The organism is Arthrobacter humicola (genome assembly GCF_039531445.1).
GTDB lineage: Bacteria > Actinomycetota > Actinomycetes > Actinomycetales > Micrococcaceae > Arthrobacter > Arthrobacter humicola.
In genome coordinates this window covers 18320-34423 of sequence record NZ_BAAAQB010000012.1, presented here as the reverse complement: position 1 = coordinate 34423, position 16104 = coordinate 18320, and the positions used below count along the sequence as shown (strand labels likewise).

At 68.8% G+C, this 16104-nt stretch carries 16 protein-coding genes; 5 read left to right on the top strand and 11 right to left on the bottom strand.

Annotation, left to right across the window (positions count from 1 at the left end; translation table 11 throughout):
- Positions 1 to 159 precede the first annotated feature (159 nt).
- The 7 genes from ABD243_RS04595 to ABD243_RS04565 all read right to left on the bottom strand — a co-directional run bounded on the left by ABD243_RS04595 (position 160) and on the right by ABD243_RS04565 (position 6999).
- Complete coding sequence (locus ABD243_RS04595; RefSeq protein ID WP_116767304.1) at positions 160 to 1122, bottom strand: ABC transporter substrate-binding protein; 963 nt, start codon at positions 1120 to 1122, stop codon at positions 160 to 162.
- Positions 1119 to 1865, bottom strand: a complete 747-nt coding sequence (locus tag ABD243_RS04590; RefSeq protein ID WP_116767303.1) for an ABC transporter permease — start codon at positions 1863 to 1865, stop codon at positions 1119 to 1121. Before ABD243_RS04590 ends, ABD243_RS04595 begins: the two co-directional genes overlap by 4 nt.
- A complete protein-coding gene (locus ABD243_RS04585; protein ID WP_344362585.1) occupies positions 1862 to 2596 on the bottom strand; it encodes an ABC transporter permease in 735 nt (244 codons plus the stop codon). Before ABD243_RS04585 ends, ABD243_RS04590 begins: the two co-directional genes overlap by 4 nt.
- Positions 2596 to 3699: an ABC transporter ATP-binding protein gene (locus tag ABD243_RS04580; protein ID WP_344362583.1), complete on the bottom strand. Its 1104-nt coding sequence runs from the start codon at positions 3697 to 3699 to the stop codon at positions 2596 to 2598. Before ABD243_RS04580 ends, ABD243_RS04585 begins: the two co-directional genes overlap by 1 nt.
- Before the next feature lie 240 nt (positions 3700 to 3939).
- Positions 3940 to 5109, bottom strand: a complete 1170-nt coding sequence (gene rsgA, locus ABD243_RS04575) for a ribosome small subunit-dependent GTPase A (RefSeq protein ID WP_344363111.1) — start codon at positions 5107 to 5109, stop codon at positions 3940 to 3942.
- Positions 5110 to 5500: 391 nt separating this feature from the next.
- Positions 5501 to 5956 (bottom strand): NUDIX hydrolase, encoded by a 456-nt coding sequence (locus ABD243_RS04570; RefSeq protein WP_091248929.1) that lies wholly within the window; start codon positions 5954 to 5956, stop codon positions 5501 to 5503.
- 50 nt (positions 5957 to 6006) lie between these two features.
- Positions 6007 to 6999, bottom strand: a complete 993-nt coding sequence (locus tag ABD243_RS04565) for an N-acetylglucosamine kinase (RefSeq protein ID WP_425547126.1) — start codon at positions 6997 to 6999, stop codon at positions 6007 to 6009.
- Between the two features lie 36 nt (positions 7000 to 7035).
- Here ABD243_RS04565 and ABD243_RS04560 point away from each other — a divergent pair, with 36 nt between their 5' ends.
- Positions 7036 to 8127 (top strand): nitronate monooxygenase, encoded by a 1092-nt coding sequence (locus ABD243_RS04560; protein ID WP_344362580.1) that lies wholly within the window; start codon positions 7036 to 7038, stop codon positions 8125 to 8127.
- Positions 8128 to 8279: 152 nt separating this feature from the next.
- Here ABD243_RS04560 and ABD243_RS04555 read toward each other — a convergent pair whose 3' ends face one another.
- Entirely contained in the window at positions 8280 to 9344 is a 1065-nt protein-coding gene (locus tag ABD243_RS04555; protein WP_344363108.1) for a LysR family transcriptional regulator, read from the bottom strand.
- A 120-nt stretch (positions 9345 to 9464) separates the two neighbouring features.
- Between ABD243_RS04555 and ABD243_RS04550 the strand changes: the two genes are divergently transcribed.
- Positions 9465 to 10715, top strand: coding sequence for an MFS transporter (locus ABD243_RS04550; protein WP_344362577.1), 1251 nt, complete (start codon positions 9465 to 9467; stop codon positions 10713 to 10715).
- Between the two features lie 138 nt (positions 10716 to 10853).
- Here ABD243_RS04550 and ABD243_RS04545 read toward each other — a convergent pair whose 3' ends face one another.
- Positions 10854 to 11999, bottom strand: coding sequence for a trans-sulfuration enzyme family protein (locus tag ABD243_RS04545; protein ID WP_344362574.1), 1146 nt, complete (start codon positions 11997 to 11999; stop codon positions 10854 to 10856).
- A 150-nt stretch (positions 12000 to 12149) separates the two neighbouring features.
- On the opposite strand from ABD243_RS04545, the gene ABD243_RS04540 reads away from it, so the two are divergent.
- The gene (locus ABD243_RS04540) at positions 12150 to 12653 is read left to right on the top strand and encodes an Lrp/AsnC family transcriptional regulator (RefSeq protein ID WP_091248924.1); all 504 of its coding nucleotides are present in this window, start codon (positions 12150 to 12152) and stop codon (positions 12651 to 12653) included.
- A 74-nt stretch (positions 12654 to 12727) separates the two neighbouring features.
- Here ABD243_RS04540 and ABD243_RS04535 read toward each other — a convergent pair whose 3' ends face one another.
- Positions 12728 to 13969 (bottom strand): MFS transporter, encoded by a 1242-nt coding sequence (locus ABD243_RS04535; RefSeq protein WP_344362571.1) that lies wholly within the window; start codon positions 13967 to 13969, stop codon positions 12728 to 12730.
- Between the two features lie 175 nt (positions 13970 to 14144).
- Here ABD243_RS04535 and ABD243_RS04530 point away from each other — a divergent pair, with 175 nt between their 5' ends.
- Together ABD243_RS04530 and corA are read left to right on the top strand one after the other, a co-directional pair.
- Entirely contained in the window at positions 14145 to 14684 is a 540-nt protein-coding gene (locus ABD243_RS04530) for an Lrp/AsnC family transcriptional regulator (protein ID WP_344363106.1), read from the top strand.
- A gap of 7 nt (positions 14685 to 14691) precedes the next feature.
- Positions 14692 to 15687: a magnesium/cobalt transporter CorA gene (corA, locus tag ABD243_RS04525; protein WP_116767295.1), complete on the top strand. Its 996-nt coding sequence runs from the start codon at positions 14692 to 14694 to the stop codon at positions 15685 to 15687.
- Positions 15688 to 15715: 28 nt separating this feature from the next.
- Here corA and ABD243_RS04520 read toward each other — a convergent pair whose 3' ends face one another.
- The gene (locus ABD243_RS04520) at positions 15716 to 16039 is read right to left on the bottom strand and encodes a hypothetical protein (RefSeq protein ID WP_091248913.1); all 324 of its coding nucleotides are present in this window, start codon (positions 16037 to 16039) and stop codon (positions 15716 to 15718) included.
- Between the last annotated feature and the right edge of the window lie 65 nt (positions 16040 to 16104).

Below are 16104 nucleotides of genomic sequence, written 5' to 3'. Positions count from 1 at the left end.
GGTGGCCGGGCTTCTGGCCCGTCCACCGGCGTCGCCGGTATGTCATCACGTCGGCATCAAGTCGCCGTCAGTTCGTCGACGGCCCGGCGGGGGTCGGGCGGGTCCGCTTCCGGCATGTTGCCGCCGCGCTCCCCTTGCCTCGATTCCCTGCCGTGCCGGCTACTGCTTGACGAAGCCCTTCTCCTTCAGCCACGCGTCCGCGGCGTCCTTCGGGTTCTGCTTCTGGCTGCCGCTGACGGCACGGTTGAGGTTGATGAGGTCATCCGTGGTGAGGACCTTGGACACAGCGTTCAGGGTTTCCTTGGCCTTGTCCGTCATCTTGGCCGAGTTGTACAGCGGCAGGACCTGCTGGGCGATGAAGTTGTTCTTCGGGTCCTCCAGCACCACGAGGTCGTTGTCCGGGATGGACGGGGTGGTGGTGTAGATATCCGCAACCTGGACCTGGTCCGAGAGCAGCGCCTTGAGCGTCACCGCGCCGCCGCCGTCGCTGAACGGCTCAAGGCTCTTGGGCACGCAGTTGTAGTTCTTCTTCAGGCCGGGCAGCCCGTACGCGCGCTCGGCGAAGGTTGCCGGGGCTCCGATGACAAGGTCTCCGCAGACCTTCGCCATGTCCTCGATCGACTTCAGCTGGTACTTCTCGGCCGTGGCCTTGGTGACCACCATGGCATCCTTGTCCTCGGCCTTGGAGGCGTCGAGCACCGCCAGGCCCTGCGGCAGCTTGGTCGGGAGTGCCTTCGCGATGTCCTCGGCGGAGACCTCGGTGGCGTCCTTGTTCACGTAGAGCAGCAGGTTGCCGCTGTAGTCGGGTACGACGTCCACGGATCCGTCCTGGACCGCTTTGATGTAGACCTCGCGCGAGCCGATGTTCGGCTTCGTGCTGGCCGTGACGCCGGCGGCATTCAGGGCGCCGGCGTAGACCTCGCCCAGGATCTGGCTCTCGGGGAAGTCAGCGGAGCCGATCACCAAGGCGCCGCCGGAACCGGAGGCGCCGCTGCTGGCCGGGGCCGAGCTCAGCGGATTGGATGAGCCTCCGCAGGCGGACAGGGCCATGGCCAAGCCCACGCCTGCGGCCAGGCCGCCGAATGCGCGCCGGCCGAGGGCTCGTTGGCGGGATTCCTTCATGACATACCTCCTTGAACAACAGTCCCCGCGAATACGGGGTCTGTGAGATCAACCGCAGCCTGCTGGCTGCGGTCTGGCTGGGAAAAGGCGCCCCGTGACAGGAAGAGCCTCTGAATCAGGGCAAGGACAAGGTCGACGGCGATGGCGAGGGCCGCGATCAGCAGGGACCCGCCCAGCATCTGCGGGAAGTCGGAGAGCACCAGCCCGTCGAACAGGTAGCGGCCCAGGCCGCCCAGATTGATGTAGGCCACCACCGAGACGGTGGCGATCACCTGGAGCACGCCGGTCCGGAAGCCGCCGTACATCACGGGGAGCGCGTTGGGGAATTCCGCACGGAACAGCACTTGCATCTCGGTCATGCCCATGGCACGGGCGGCATCCACGACGTTGGCGTCGACGCTGGAGATCCCGGCGTACGTGCCGGCCAGCAGGGGCGGGACCGTCAGGATCACCAGTGCCCAGATCGGCGGCATCAGCCCGATCCCGGCGACCAGGACGAACAAGGTCAACAGGCCGAGGGTGGGCAGGGCACGCAGCGCACCGGCGAGGGCCACGATGGCCACCCGCCCGCGGCCGGTATGGCCCACGAACAGGCCCACCGGCACAGCGATCGCGATGGCGATCACCATGACGAGCCCGGTGTACGCCAGGTGCTCGGCAAGCCGCACCGGAATCCCGTTGCTGCCGCTCCAGTTTGCGGGATCGGTGAGCCAGTTGATGGTGTCCGTGACGACGTTGCTCATGCGGTGCCCCCGGCCTTGGACTCAGAGAAGCGCCGCGCGACGCCCCGCCGCCCGGGCGCTTCATCGCCGGCTCCGGGTTTGGCGGCTCCTGCCGGGCCGGCCGCCCGCGTCCACGGCGTCAGCACCCGTTCCAGCAGCACCAGGACCGAGTCCATGAGGAGCGCGAGGACCAGGATGGCGATGATGCCCACCACGACTTCGGTGACGAAGTCCCGCTGCAGGCCCGAGGTGAACAGCATCCCCAGGTTCCCGATCCCGAGGAGGGCGGCGACGCTGACCAGCGAGATGTTGCTGACCGAGACCACGCGCAATCCGGCGAACATGACCGGCAAGGACAGCGGCAGGTCGATCTGGAAGAACCGTGCAACCGGCGTGAAGCCCATAGCGACGGCGGCCTGGCGGAGGTCCTCGTCTACCGAATCAAAGGCGTCCAGGGCGGCGCGGACCAGCAGCGCCACCGCGTAGATGGTCAGGGCGACCACCACGTTGACCGGATCCAGGATCCGGGTTCCCAGGATGGTGGGCAGGATGATGAAGAGCGCCAGCGAGGGGATCGTGTACAGCAGCGAGGACCCGGTGAGCACCACGGACCGGAGTCCCCGGTTCTGCCGGGCAAATTGGGCCAGAGGGATGGAAATCACCAGGCCAAATATCATCGGCAGGACCGCGAGGACAAGGTGCTGGCCTGCGAGCGTGAAGACCTCCGCGCTGTTGGCCAGGAACCACTCCATCAGAGCCCTCCGTGCCGGACATTGCGGTCGGACTCGATCACGGCGAGGACTTCGGCTGCGGCGATGACCCCGGCTACCCGGCCGTCGGTGTCGACCGCGACGCCAAGGCCCGACGGGGAGGACAGGGCCGCGTCCAGGGCCCGGCGGAGGGTCTCGCCCTTGCGGAAGAGCGAGCCGCCGGGCACCATCGCCGGGGCGGCACCGGCACCGGTGCGGGGGCCGGCCCAGCCAAGGGGACGGAGCTCGCCGTCGACCACCAACTGCCAGTCGTCGGAGCTGCCCTCCTGCCGGAGCTGGTCCGGCGTGACTGTGCGGATGGGGTGGATGGTGACGCCGTCGGACGGGCTGAATCCCAAGTGCCGGAATCCCCGGTCCCGGCCCACGAAGGACGCCACGAAGTCGCTGGCGGGGGCGCGCAGGATTTCTTCCGCGGCGGCGTACTGTGCCAGCTTGCCGCCGATGCCGAACACGGCCACCTTGTCGCCCAGGACGGTGGCCTCGTCGATGTCGTGGGTGACAAAGACGATGGTCTTGGCGAGGTCGCGCTGGAGCCGGAGGAGCTCCTGCTGCAACTCGTCGCGGACCACGGGGTCCACGGCACTGAAAGGCTCGTCCATGAGCAGCACGGGCGGATCGGCTGCCAGCGCCCGCGCGACGCCGACGCGCTGCTGCTGGCCGCCGGACAGCTGGGAGGGGTAGCGCTTGCCGAGTGAGGAGGCCAGCCCGACGACGTCGAGCAGTTCCTGCGCGCGCCTGCGGGCCTCCGTTTTGGATACCCCGTTGAGCCGGGGCACGGTGGCGATGTTGTCCAGCACTGAGCGGTGCGGCATCAGGCCGGAGGACTGCATGACGTAGCCCATGGACCGGCGCAGCTGAGCGGCCGGCACGGAGGTGACGTCGGCGCCGTCGACCGTGATGGTGCCGGATGTGGGCTCGACCATGCGGTTGATCATCCGCAGGGAGGTGGTTTTCCCGCAGCCGGAGGGTCCGACGAAGACCGTGATGGCGCCCTTGTCGATGGACATGGTCAGCCCGTCAACGGCGGCCTGGCCGCCCTGGTACTGCTTCGTGACGTTTTGGAACTCGATCATGGCTTCGGCCATTTCCGGGCTTACCTAACTGTTGGCGCAACATCGAACGGACCAGCCTACTGTTCGTCAGTGTGCCGGCCATAAAGCAGTTAGCACTTAGACTAACCAGCACTCATGACAAAGTCATGGAAATGTGGCCAGCGGCGCAGCGGCTCCTGTAAGGCTTCGGAACCACAGCGGCGCCGGATGGGTGGCGGGCCGCACAAGCTTCCGGCCCGCCACCCGGTCCGCGGCGGCAAGCCGCGGTGCACGTCAGCGGGGGCGCCGGCCAGCTTTGCCGCCCTTACTGCTGACAGTGCCGTCCTTGCCGCGGGCGCTCTTGCCGCTGCGGTCCCGCGCTTGCTCGTGGCTGTCCCGTTCGGCCGACCGCTGGCTCTTGCCCGCCGTCGCGATCTTCTGGTGCCATTCACGCTGGTAGGCCCGCCGCGCGGCCGCGTCGTGGCGCCGGGCGAGGGCGGCGAGTTCGCGCTGCAGCTTGAGGTAGCTGGACCAGCGGCGGTCATCGAGGACGCCGTCGACGAGCGCGGCCTGGACGGCGCAGCCGGGCTCCCGGCCGTGGGCGCAGTCTGAGAAGCGGCATTGCCCGAAGAGCTCCTCGAGGTCGCCGAACATCTCCTCCATTCCATCCCCGGCGTCGAAGATCCCGAAGCCGCGCACTCCCGGCGTGTCCATCAGAACCGCGCCGCCGGGCAGGGGAACGAGCTCGCGGGACGTGGTGGTGTGCCTGCCCTTGCCGTCGCCCGCCCGGACTTCCCCGGTCTCCTGGGCCGCAACGCCGGCGAGGGCGTTGATGAGCGTGGATTTTCCGGCCCCCGAGGGCCCCAGCAGCACCAGGGTGCCGCCGGGCGGCACATGGCCGAGCAGTTCGTCGAGGCCGTCGCCGTGCTCGGCCGAGGTGGTGACGACGTCGACGCCGGCCGCCTGGCGCACCACCGTCCCCACGACGTCGTCCGCCACGTCCGCGAGGTCCGCCTTCGTGACGATTACCAGAGGTGTGGCCCCCGAGTCCCAGGCCGCGACGAGAGTGCGTTCCAGCCGGTTGTGCGTTAATGGCCGATCCAGCGGGACGACGATGCCCACCACGTCGATGTTGGCGCCCAGCACCTGCGCGTCGGAGGATGACTCGAAGGCACGCTTGCGGCTCAGCTCCGAATGACGCGGCAGGATGCCCACGATGGCGGGCTCCCCCGCCGTGTTCGGACCGATCCAGACCCAGTCCCCCGTGGCGGGAGGCTCCCCGCCGCGGGGGTAGGCCAGATGGGCGGTGCCGCCAGCCTCGGCCACCAGGACGAGGTTGCGGTCCACCCGGATGACGCGGCCCGGGCGGCGGCCTCCCGGCACGGGATGGGCCGCGTACCGCTCCGCGACGCCGGCCGTGTAGCCGTAGCGGACAGGACCCGTGTCCGGTGACCTGGTGTCCAGTGAAGTGGTGTCAAGCGACGTGGTGCCGAATGAGTTGGTGTCAAGGGCGCCACGGGCGCCCGGGAATGCAGCAGGATTGGTCAACGAAAACCCCTTGATGGGGCCCCGTGGTACGGCACATGGGCGCTCGCTGCGGCGTGCGGAGCCGAGCATGCGTGGGAGACTAGCGGGAACGGCTAGGCTGCGCCGTGGGACGGGGCAGGAATAATGACATGGCTTGTATCGGCGCGCTGTGCGCTCAGAAATATCGCGTTCATTGCTTCCACCTCCCCGTCCTTTGCCGGCTATCGGCGGCTTTTGATTCCGGCTACTCAATCCGGCTAGTTCCCGGACCAAGGGCCGCCCGGCGATTTCTACACAATAGCCAAGGGGCCCGCGCCTGGCTAGGGAGTCAGCCGGAAAGTTTGCCGTTCAAGGGCCGCTCGCGGTACAGGCGCAGTCCGGCATCCACCAGCGAGACCCTGTTGAGCTCTGCCACCTCATCCAGCGGAATCCATGCCGCGTGGGTGGTGCTCCCGTTCACCTCGTGGCGGAGTTCTCCGCCGGTGATCGTCGCGTCGTAAACGAGCCGCAGCGACTGGAAGTCCCGCTCGCCGCCGTCGAGCCGGACCTCGGAAGGCCAGTGCCCGACGTCGATCCCCAGCATGGCGCCGATCTCGGCGTCGTAGCCGGTTTCCTCCTGGATCTCCCGGCGGCACCCGTCGACTGGATGCTCGGCCAGGTCCAGGCCCCCGCCGGGCAGTGTCCAGCCCTCTCGTCCGTCCTGTTTCCAGTACGCCAGCAGGATCTCGGCGTCGCGGATGATGACGGCGTAGGCGGCGGGCCGGGTATCGAATTGCATGCTCATCCCTCCAGCGTAGTAGCCGCCGGTTTTCCGCCGGCCGACCGCTGCTCTGCCTAGTCCTGCTCTGCCACCAGCTGCAGCACCCCGAACACGGGTTCCTGTTGCAGGACCCGCACATCGGTGATTCCGGCGGCGGCCAGTGCCGTGCGGAACGACTCCTGCAGCCGTGGCACGTTCATGCCGAGTCCGCTCCCCAGGATGACGGGTCCGTCGATGCCGAGCTGCCTGACGGTCTGCTCCGCCAGGTCGGCGAGGTCGCGCCCGGCCTGGTCCATCAATGCCTGGCTCGGCAGATGGCCGGCATCCGCGGCCTCCACCACCAGCCGGGCCTGCTGGGCCCAGAAACGGCGTCCGGTCTCCGATGAATGGAACAACGCGATCAGTTTGTTCGGGTGGTCCACCCCGCAGGATGCCAGGAGGGCCTTGGTGAGTTCGTCCGGTTCCAGCCCCTGGTTCATCCGGCGCAGGCTGTGCCGGACGGCCTCCCGGCCCAGCCAGTAGCCGCTGCCTTCGTCGCCGAGCAGGTAGCCCCAGCCACCGGCCCGGGCTTCCTCGCCGCGGCTGTTCCTGCCCCACGCCGCCGAGCCGGTGCCGGCGATCACAGCGACACCGGTTCTGGCCCCGCCTGCGGCGAGCAGCAGCCGGGAGTCATGGACCACCGTGACCCGGGCCCCGGGCACGTGCGGGGCAATCAGCGCGGCGAGCGCCGCCGCGTCGTCGTCGGTGTCGATGCCGCCGGCGCCGGCGTAGACCTGGGCGACTTCTCCCCCGCCGATCCGGGCGAAGAGTTCGGCCAGGTTGCGGGCGGCTTCCTCGGGGGTGACGTTCTGGACGTTGGAGCTGCCCACGGATTCGTCGGCGACGGGGATGCCGTCCTCGAACCGGACGCCCCGGGTCTTGGTCCCGCCGATATCCAGCCCGATCACGGCACCCTTCGCCGCCGGTGCGGCGTCCGTTGCCGGGACGGTCGCACCGGCCGCAGTGCCGGTCGAGGTGGTGGAAGATGGGACGGAGTCCGCCGCCGGCGGGTTGTCAGTGTTAGTCACTGGAACAGAGTACTGAATCGCTGCAAGGAGCCCGCAATGCCCCACGACCTTTTCGGCACCCCCGTCATTGCGGCGCCCATGGCCGGGGGTACGTCCACGCCCGCATTCGTTGGGGCCGTGCACCGGGCCGGCGGCCTCGGCTTCCTGGCGGCAGGCTACAAGAGCGTAGCGGCCATGCAGGCGGACGTCCGCACCACCCGGGAATCCGGCGCCCGGTTCGGCATGAATGTGTTTGTCCCGGATCCGGCCCAGCTGACGCCGTCCGCGGCGGTGGTGGCGGAGCTTGAGGAGTACCGCCGGGAGTTGCGTACCGATGCTCTGCGGTACGGTGTGGAACTCCCTCCGTTGCGGCTGGATGATGACGACGAGTGGCAGGCAAAGATTGATGCCCTGCTGGCAGATCCCGTGGAGCTGGTCAGTTTCGCCTTCGGGCTCCCGGGCCCGGACGTGGTCCGGACCCTGCAGCGGGCGGGGTCGGCAGTACTGGCTACTGTCACCACCGCGGCCGAGGCACGGCAGGCGGCCGGACAGGGTGTGGACGCCCTGGTGGTGCAGCACGCGAGCGCCGGCGGACATAGCTCGGCGTTCCTTCCGGCGCCGGCGCCGCCAGCGCGGCCGGCCGGTTCCCCGCTTCTCGGCTCATCTCAGGGCGGGTCATTGCATGACTTCTCCCGGCAGGGCGGCACGACGGCGGAGCTGCTCGCGGAGGTCCGGTCCGCCGTCGACCTGCCGCTCGTGGCGGCCGGCGGCGTGATGGACGCGGCCGGGCTCGACGCCGTGCTGCGCGCCGGGGCCGTCGCGGCCCAGCTGGGCACGGCCTTTCTCCGCACGGACGAAAGCGGGGCCCGGCAGCTGCACAAGGATGCCCTGGCGGATCCGCACTTCACCCGGACCCGCCTGACGCGTGCCTTCACCGGCCGGGCGGCGCGGGCCTTGGATAACGAATTTATCCGCGACCATCCCGGGGCGCCGGAGGCCTATCCGGCTGTCCACCACCTCACGGCGCCCCTCCGGGCTGCGGCGGCCGCCGCCGGGGATGCGGAACGAGTGAACCTGTGGGCGGGCACGGGCTGGCAGCAGGCAGAGGCCGGACCGGTGGCCGGGGTCCTGGCGCGTCTTCTGGGCTGAGCGGGCCGCCGCAGCGCCGAGGTCACCCCAGTTCGCACCGAGTTCGCCGGAAGCGCCCCATTTCGCCGTAACCTTTCGGCGACTTCGCAGCCTTCCGGCGAACTCGCGCCCGCAGGACCGGCACCCGGCGGCCGGGCACCCCTCGGCCAGGCTCAGCCTTCCGAGCGTTCCCGCACGAAACCGGCCAGGAGGGCGGGCCCGTCGCGCAGCACGAGTTCGCGGAACAATCGCACGGGGTCCGGCTCGGCGTCGGCCCCGCCACGGCGTTCCCGCCAGGCAAGGCCGATCTCGCGGAACGCCAGGGCCGAATCCAGGGGAATTTCCACCCACCCGGGGCCGCCGTCGTCGACGCCGTTGCCCGCGGAGGGGACGTGCGGCGCGGGTCCCCGACCGCCGTCGTCGGCGCCGTTGCCTTGGCCGTTGCCGTCTGACGGGTAGCGCCGCCCGGGCGCGGAGCCGCCAGGGGGCAGGATGCTCACGCCGAGCCCGGCCGAGACCAGCCCGCGGACGGTGTGCGAGTCCTGGCTCTCGAAGGCGATACGGGGACGGAATCCTGCCTCCCGGAACAGCGCGTCGGTCAGCGAGCGCATGCCGTAGCCGGTTCCCATCGCCACGAACGGCTCGTGCCGGATGTCGGCAACCCGTGCCCGAAGGCGGCGGGCCAGCGGATGCCGGTGGTTCACCACCAGGCGCAGCGGTTCCCGGTACAGGGCAGCCGAGCCGATGCTCCTGCCCGGTGCGGCAACCGGGGCCGTGAGCGCCAGGTCGGCGGAGCCTGCGGCCAGTTCCGCGAGGCAGCCGTCCCGGGCCCCCTGGCTGAGGTCAAAGGCAGTCTGCGGATGCCGGCTCCGGAACGCACTGATGAGCAGCGGCAGCATCGCCTCGCCGAAGGTGTGCTGGAAGGACACGGCAATCCTGCCACGGACCACTTCCGATTCGTGCCGGACAACATCCAGCCCGGTCTGGAATTCTGCCAGGGCGGCATCGATGTGGGGCAGGAGGGCCTTCGCGGCAGGAGTCAGCCGCACCCCGCGGCCGTCCCGGATCACCAGGTCCGTACCCACGATGGCACTGGCGCGGGCAATCGCCCGGCTCACGGTCGACTGCGGCAACCCTAGGATCTCGGCGGTCTCGGTGATGTGCTCGGTCCGGCCGAGTTCTGCCAGCAACGGCAGGAGGGGCAGCAGCTGCACCAACTGCCTGTGTTCTACATCCACGCCCTGCCCGCCTTCTTCCGCTCTCTTCGGGATTTCTGCCATAAATGTTCCATATTTGCTATCTATCCTATGGAAATCATGCATTGGAAGCATCCCTCAGGCACGTTCTACCCTGAAGGCATGCCTCGCGTTTCCCCGGCTTCCGTAGCCGGTCCCACTCCCGCGGCCATCTCTGCTGCCAAGGCTGCCCCGTGGGCGGGTCACCCGAAAGGCTCCGAGGCCTACCGCCGGATCCTCGCCGGACTTGCCTTCGCCGGCGTCGCAACGTTCGCCCAGCTCTACTCCACCCAGGCGGTCCTCCCCATTTTGGCGGCGGATCTGAAAGTCTCGGCCGCCGAAGCCGCACTGACGATCTCCCTGGCCACCGTGGGGCTGGCCGTGACGGTGCTCCCGTGGTCCTTCCTGGCCGACCGGATCGGCCGCGTCCGGGCCATGATGTGGGGCATTTCCGCGGCCACGGTCCTGGGCCTGCTGGTCCCGCTGGCCTCCAGCTTCCCCATGCTGCTGTGCCTGCGGATGCTTGAGGGTATGGCCTTGGGCGGCATCCCGGCCATCGCCATCGCGTACCTCAACGAGGAGGTCAACAAGGCCCATGCCGCGCTCGCCGCCGGAAGCTATGTCGCCGGGACCACCCTGGGCGGCCTCGCCGGCCGGCTTGTCGCGGGCCCGGTCGGCGAACTGTGGGGGTGGCGGGCCGCGGCCCTGGCCGTCTCCGTACTGGCCACCGCTGCCGCCGTCCTGTTCCTCGTGCTCGTGCCGCGGGCGCAGGGGTTCACGGCCGCGGCTGCGGGCGGCTTCCGCGGGGCCGTCCGGACCCTGGCCGGCCATGCCCGCAATCCCCGGCTGCTGGCCCTGTACACCCAGGCATTCCTACTGATGGGTGGCTTTGTGGCCGTGTACAACTACCTCGGGTTCCGGCTTTCGGGGGAACCATTCAGCCTGCCGGCCACGGCGATCAGCCTGATCTTCCTGGCCTACCTCTCCGGAACTGTTTCGGCGAGGTGGGCGGCAGGGCTGACCCTGCGGTTCGGCCGGCGCACCGTCCTGATCACCGGGACGGCGCTAATGGCCGGCGGCCTGGCCCTGACGCTCACGCAACTGCTGGTCCCGATCCTGATCGGGCTGCTGCTGTTCACCGGCGGCTTCTTTGCGGCGCACAGCATCGGTTCAGGCTGGACCGGACTCATCGCCACGACGGGCCGGGCGCAGGCGGCCTCGCTGTACAACCTCGCGTACTACCTCGGCTCCAGCGTGCTCGGCTGGGCCGGCGGCCTGCTCTTCCAGGGACTCGGCTGGACGGCCCTGGCACTGGCCGTCATCGGACTGGCCGGCGCGACGGCGGTGATCACCGCCGTCGCGCATCCTGCGTAGGCCCCGGCACCCGGAGGCACGGCAACCGTGGACGCCGCAACCGGAGCCGCCCCAGCCGGGAGCACGGAGGCACCCGGCGGGACGGCCGCGGTCGGCGGCCAGGCGGCCGTACCCCGGTAGGCACCAGAAGGCCGCACCCTACCGGGTTGCCTCGATCGCCTGCACGAGGTCGGCGATGATATCCGCCGGGTCTTCCAGCCCCACAGAGATCCGCAGCAGGCTCGCGTGGGGCTTGGCCGAGGCTTCGACCGGCCGGTGGGTGAGTCCGGCCGGGTGCTGGATAAGGGTATCGATGCCGCCGAGGGAGACGGCGTGCGTGATCATGGCTACGGCGGCCGGGATCCGCTCGGCGTGCTCGGCGGTGGCGAGCTCGAAGGCCATGAGCGATCCCGGGCCGGACATCTGGGTGCCGATGAGGCCCAGCGGGTCGCATTCGGCCAGGCCCGGGTAGTAGACCCGATTGACGAGCCCGTGCCCTGCCAGGGCAACCGCGACCTTTCCGGCGCTGGCCTGCTGGGCGCGGACCCGGACGGGAAGCGTAGCCAGTCCGCGGTGCAGCAGATAGGCCGGCCACGGGGTCAGGATTCCGCCGGTCACGGCCCTGATCTGGCGCAGACGCACCGCCCAATCGGAGGCCGTGGCCACCACGCCGCCCATGGCGTCGCCGTGGCCGCCCAGGAACTTCGTCGCACTGTGCAGCACCATGGCGGCGCCGTGCCTGAAGGGCTGCTGCAGCACCGGGCTGGCGAACGTGTTGTCCACCAGGAGCGGCACGCCGTCGGCAGCGGCAACCACCCGGGCAATGTCGACGAGCTCCAGGGTCGGGTTGGCCGGCGTCTCCAGGATCACCAGGCCCGTGTCCGGACGGAGGGCCGCACGAACGCCATCGGGCGTCGTGAACGTGACCTCGTTGCCGAGGACCCCGGAGGCGAGCAAATAGTCGCTGCCGCCATAAAGGGGCCGCACGGCCACGACGTGCTTCTTGCCGGCCGCGACCACGGCGAGGAGCACCGCGCTCAGCGCCGCCATGCCGGTGGCAAAGGCGACGGACTCGGGGGTGCCTTCCAGGACGGCGACGCCCTCTTCGAACCGTGCCACCGTGGGATTCCACAGCCGCTGGTAAACGGTACTTTGACCCTCCACGTGCGAGCCGCCCGTGGCCATGTGCTCGTAAGCCAGGCCGCCGTCGTGCACGGAGGGAAGGGGCGCGGTCGTGGACAAATCGATCGGCACCGCATGCACGCCCAGTTCGGTGAGCCCGTCCCGGCCTGCATGTACCGCCATTGAATCTTGAGAGAGCACCTTACTCCTTACGAATATTCACCATTGAATGCCGCAAGTATCTGGCAATAATTCGAGGTTTAGTAGGGGTTCTGAATGGAACTGTTGGATTGTGCCGCTTATGATGAACTGACAACACTTCAAGGAGGATCCGTGAGCAGCAGTGCGAAGAATGTTCGGCCGGGAGCGGGTGCCAGCGAGCCGCTGGACGCGATCGACGAGCGCCTGCTAGCTGCCCTCGTCGCGGATGCGCGCATCTCGAACAAGCAACTGGCAGAGCTCGTGGGGATCGCGCCGTCGACGGCCCTGATGCGCACCCGCGCCCTGTCGGAGCGCGGCATCATCGAGGGCTTTGAGGCCAAGCTGAGCCTGTCCGCGATCGGGCGCTCGGTCCAGGCCCTCATTGCCGTCCGGCTCCGCGCCCACGACCGCGAACAGATCGACCGCTTCACGGCCCGGGTCCCCAAGCTCCCGGCAGTGCTATCCACCTTCCACACCTCCGGATCAGTGGACTACCTGCTGCACATCGCCGTGGCCACCACCGAGGACCTCCGGGACTGGGTGCTGGATAACCTCGCCACCGATCCCGTCGTGGGCCACACCGAGACCACCCTGGTGTTCGACCACATCCAGGGCAACCACGGCCCGCTGCCGTAAGCTGGCTGCCTCCCGGGTTGCCGGGGCCTCCTGCCGGGCCCTTCCGGGCCCGTTTCCGGCCCGGCCCCTGGCCGCTAGGCCCGCCGGCGCAGTGCGCTCCGCAGGGTAACCGCCGCCAGGGTCAGCGCAGCGGCAGCGCACACCACGACAAAGCCGGCCACGGCACTCTGCAGCCCCACCATCCCGGTCGCGAGTCCCAAACCGATCACCGGGATGGCGCTCCCGAGGTACGTGATGACGTAGACAGTGCTGATGATCTGAGCATGCCGGGCGGCCTCCACCTTGCCGGCAACATCGTTGAAGACGGTCCGGAATGCCACGCCCTGCCCCACGCCGGCAGTGATGCTGGCCAAAATGAGCAGCCACGGGCTGCTCCATGCGGCGGCTTCGGCGATCATCAGGACTGAAATGCCCAGGACGGCCAGGCCCGCGGGCACGGCGAACCTGCCCCGGACGGCCAGCAGCTGGCTCAGGGCTGAGGAACCCAGCGTCAGTCCGGCCAGCAGCCCGATCAGCGGCCGTGAATCCGCGTGGACAATCTGGGCAAAATAACCGGGCGCGAGCGAGAGGCAGAAGCCGAAGACGGTGAAGCTCAGGAAGCCCACGGACGAGGCCAACCAGAAAGCGCCCCGCGCCTCGCTGGAGACGGACGGACGCCGTGGCGCCAGGACCCGCAGCGGCTGAGGACCCGCATGCAGGCTGATGGCGGGCCGCGCTTTGAGCAGGTAGAGCGGCACTAGGACGGCGGCGAGGACCAAGGAGTGCACGTAGTACGGCGTCGAGGTCGGCCCGGGCAGCAGCGACAGCACTCCACCGATCGCAGGGCCGGCGGCAACGCCACCCGCCGAGGCCAGGAGCGTGAACCGGGAGGCCCACTCGGGCCTGCTGGGCAGGAGTTCGCGGAGCGCGGCAGAACTCGCGCCGGTGGCAAGCGCTACGGCGATGCCCTGCAGCGCGCGCCCGACGGAGAGCGCCACGAGGCTGCCCGCGGTGGCGAAGACAAAGCCGCCGGCCAGGCCCACCAGGACCGCCAGCATCAGTGCGGCGCGTCGTCCGATGTGGTCGGACCAGTGGCCGGCCAGGACGAGCGTGGCCACGAGCGCCAGGACATAGGCCGAGAACGCCACCGTGACATCGAGTGACGTAATTCCGAGCTTTGCCTGCAGCAGGGGGTACAACGGCGTGGCAAGATTCGCGCCGACGAGCAGCGTGAAAATCACGACTCCGGCCATCACGAGCCGTGCGGTGGTGGACGCGTCCCAGCCCCAGCGGTCAGCTGTGGCCGGGCGCATGCGGAGTTCACTGAAGACTGTCATGTCCGTGCCCTTGCAAAATATCGGGCCAGGCGTTCCCTTTGTGGGGGAACAGCCCGGCCCGGTCGAAGATTGGTATGTATAGGATGCGATACCAGTGAGCTGCATGGCCAAGTTTTGTGCCAGAATTGAGCAAAACAGTCATTCTCAGGCTGTCGAAGTGAACCGGAGTGATGATTTGAACAGTCTGGACCCCACCGACCTGAAAATCCTGCTGGAACTGATCCGGGATCCGCGGATCCAGATCGGTGACCTCAGTGACGCCCTGGGCATCGCGCGGAACACCGCCCAGTCGCGGGTGCGGCGCATGCTGCGCTCGGGCATACTCCACGACGGCGGCCGCGAGATCGACCTCGAAGCGGTGGGCTACGACGTCGTCGCCTTCGTGACGATCGAAGTCAACCACCGGGAACTCGACGGCGTCGTAGGGGCGTTGCGGCTGATTCCCCAGGTGCTGGAAGTCCATGAGATCTCCGGGCGGGGCGATGTCTGGTGCCGTGTGGTGGCGACCGATACGCATAACCTTCAGGCAGCCCTGCGGTCGATCCTGCGGATCCGGGGGGTCATCCGCACTGAAACCGTGCTGGCGCTGCACACCCATATCCCCTACCGGACCGAGCCGCTCATCAGCAGGCTTGTCCAAGGCAGCGCCCTGGCTCCCGGCCGATCCGCGTCGCGCCGGGGCGGTGCCGACGAACTCCAGGTGAACACTGGATAATGTCCCGGTGACTATCATCGACAACGCCGTCTACGTTGACGGTATCCGTGCCGTCGAGCCGCGGAACCTCGAGCAGACCTTCGAGACCCTGACCGAGCACGGCGGCATGGCCTGGATTGGTCTCTACCGGCCCACGCCGGAGGAGATGGCCGCCGTCGCGGCGGAGTTCGACCTGCACGGCCTGGCGGTGGAGGACGCGATTTCGGCGCACCAGCGGCCCAAACTGGAGCGCTATGACGACAACCTGTTCACGGTGCTCCGGCCCGCCCGGTACCTGGATGAGACCGAAACCGTGGAGTTCGGCGAATTGCACGTCTTCACGGGCCGGAACTTCGTGGTCACCGTCCGGCACGCCGAGACGGGGGTGGTGGGTCAGGTCCGGCGCCGGATGGAACGCCGCCCGGACCTGCTGTGCCACGGCCCGGAGGCGGTCCTGTACGCGCTCATGGACCAGGTGGTGGATGACTACGGCCCCGTGGTCGCCGGACTGGAAAACGACATCGACGAGATCGAGGACCAGCTCTTCAGCGGCGACCCTCTGGTCTCACGGCGCATCTACGAACTTGCCCGGGAGGTTATCCATTTCCAGCGCGCCATCCATCCGCTGCCGGCAATGATGCAGCAACTCCGGCGGGGCTTTGAAAAGTACCGGGTGGACACGGAACTGCAGCACAGCCTCCGCGACGTCGAGGACCATGTGGAGCGGCTGATTTCCCGCGCCGATTCCTTCCGTGACCTGCTGCAGAACGCGCTCACCCTGGACGGGACCCTGACCGCCAACCGGCAGAATGAAGCCAGCGCGGAGCAAAACGAGCAGGTCAAGAAGATCTCGTCCTGGGCCGCGATCTTTTTCGCCCCGACCTTCGTGGCCGGACTGTACGGCATGAACTTCGACCACATGCCGGAGCTGCACTGGGCGCTGGGCTACCCGATGGCAGTCGCTCTCATGGCAGGCACGGCGGCGCTGATGTACGCCATCTTCAAGAAGAAGGGCTGGCTCTAGGAAGATCCGGTTCTGCGAACTACCGGAGCTAACCCGAAGTCCTTCTGTTCCGAGCCTGGGCCACGAGCCGGCGGAACGCCAGGACGAAGATCACCTCTATCACCACCATGAGCCCGAGCAACAGCCACTTCCCGCTGCCGATGAAGACGATGGCTCCGGTGAGGACCAGAATGCTGCCGAGCGCCAGGGAGTAGACGGCAAATCCGAAGGCCACCCGGGCGCTGCGGACGCCCGTCCGAAAGCCGAAGCCTTGGGGTTCCCCGCCGGGGTAGCCGGCAACGCGGTCCGGGCCAGCCGGCTTGAGGCTGTCGAACTCCTCCCACGGATCGCGGTCCTGCTGCTGGTCGGTCATGCTTCCATTATCCCGCGGACCCGGCACCGCGCGCCCGGCGGCGGGCCTGCGGTGTCATTTTTCCG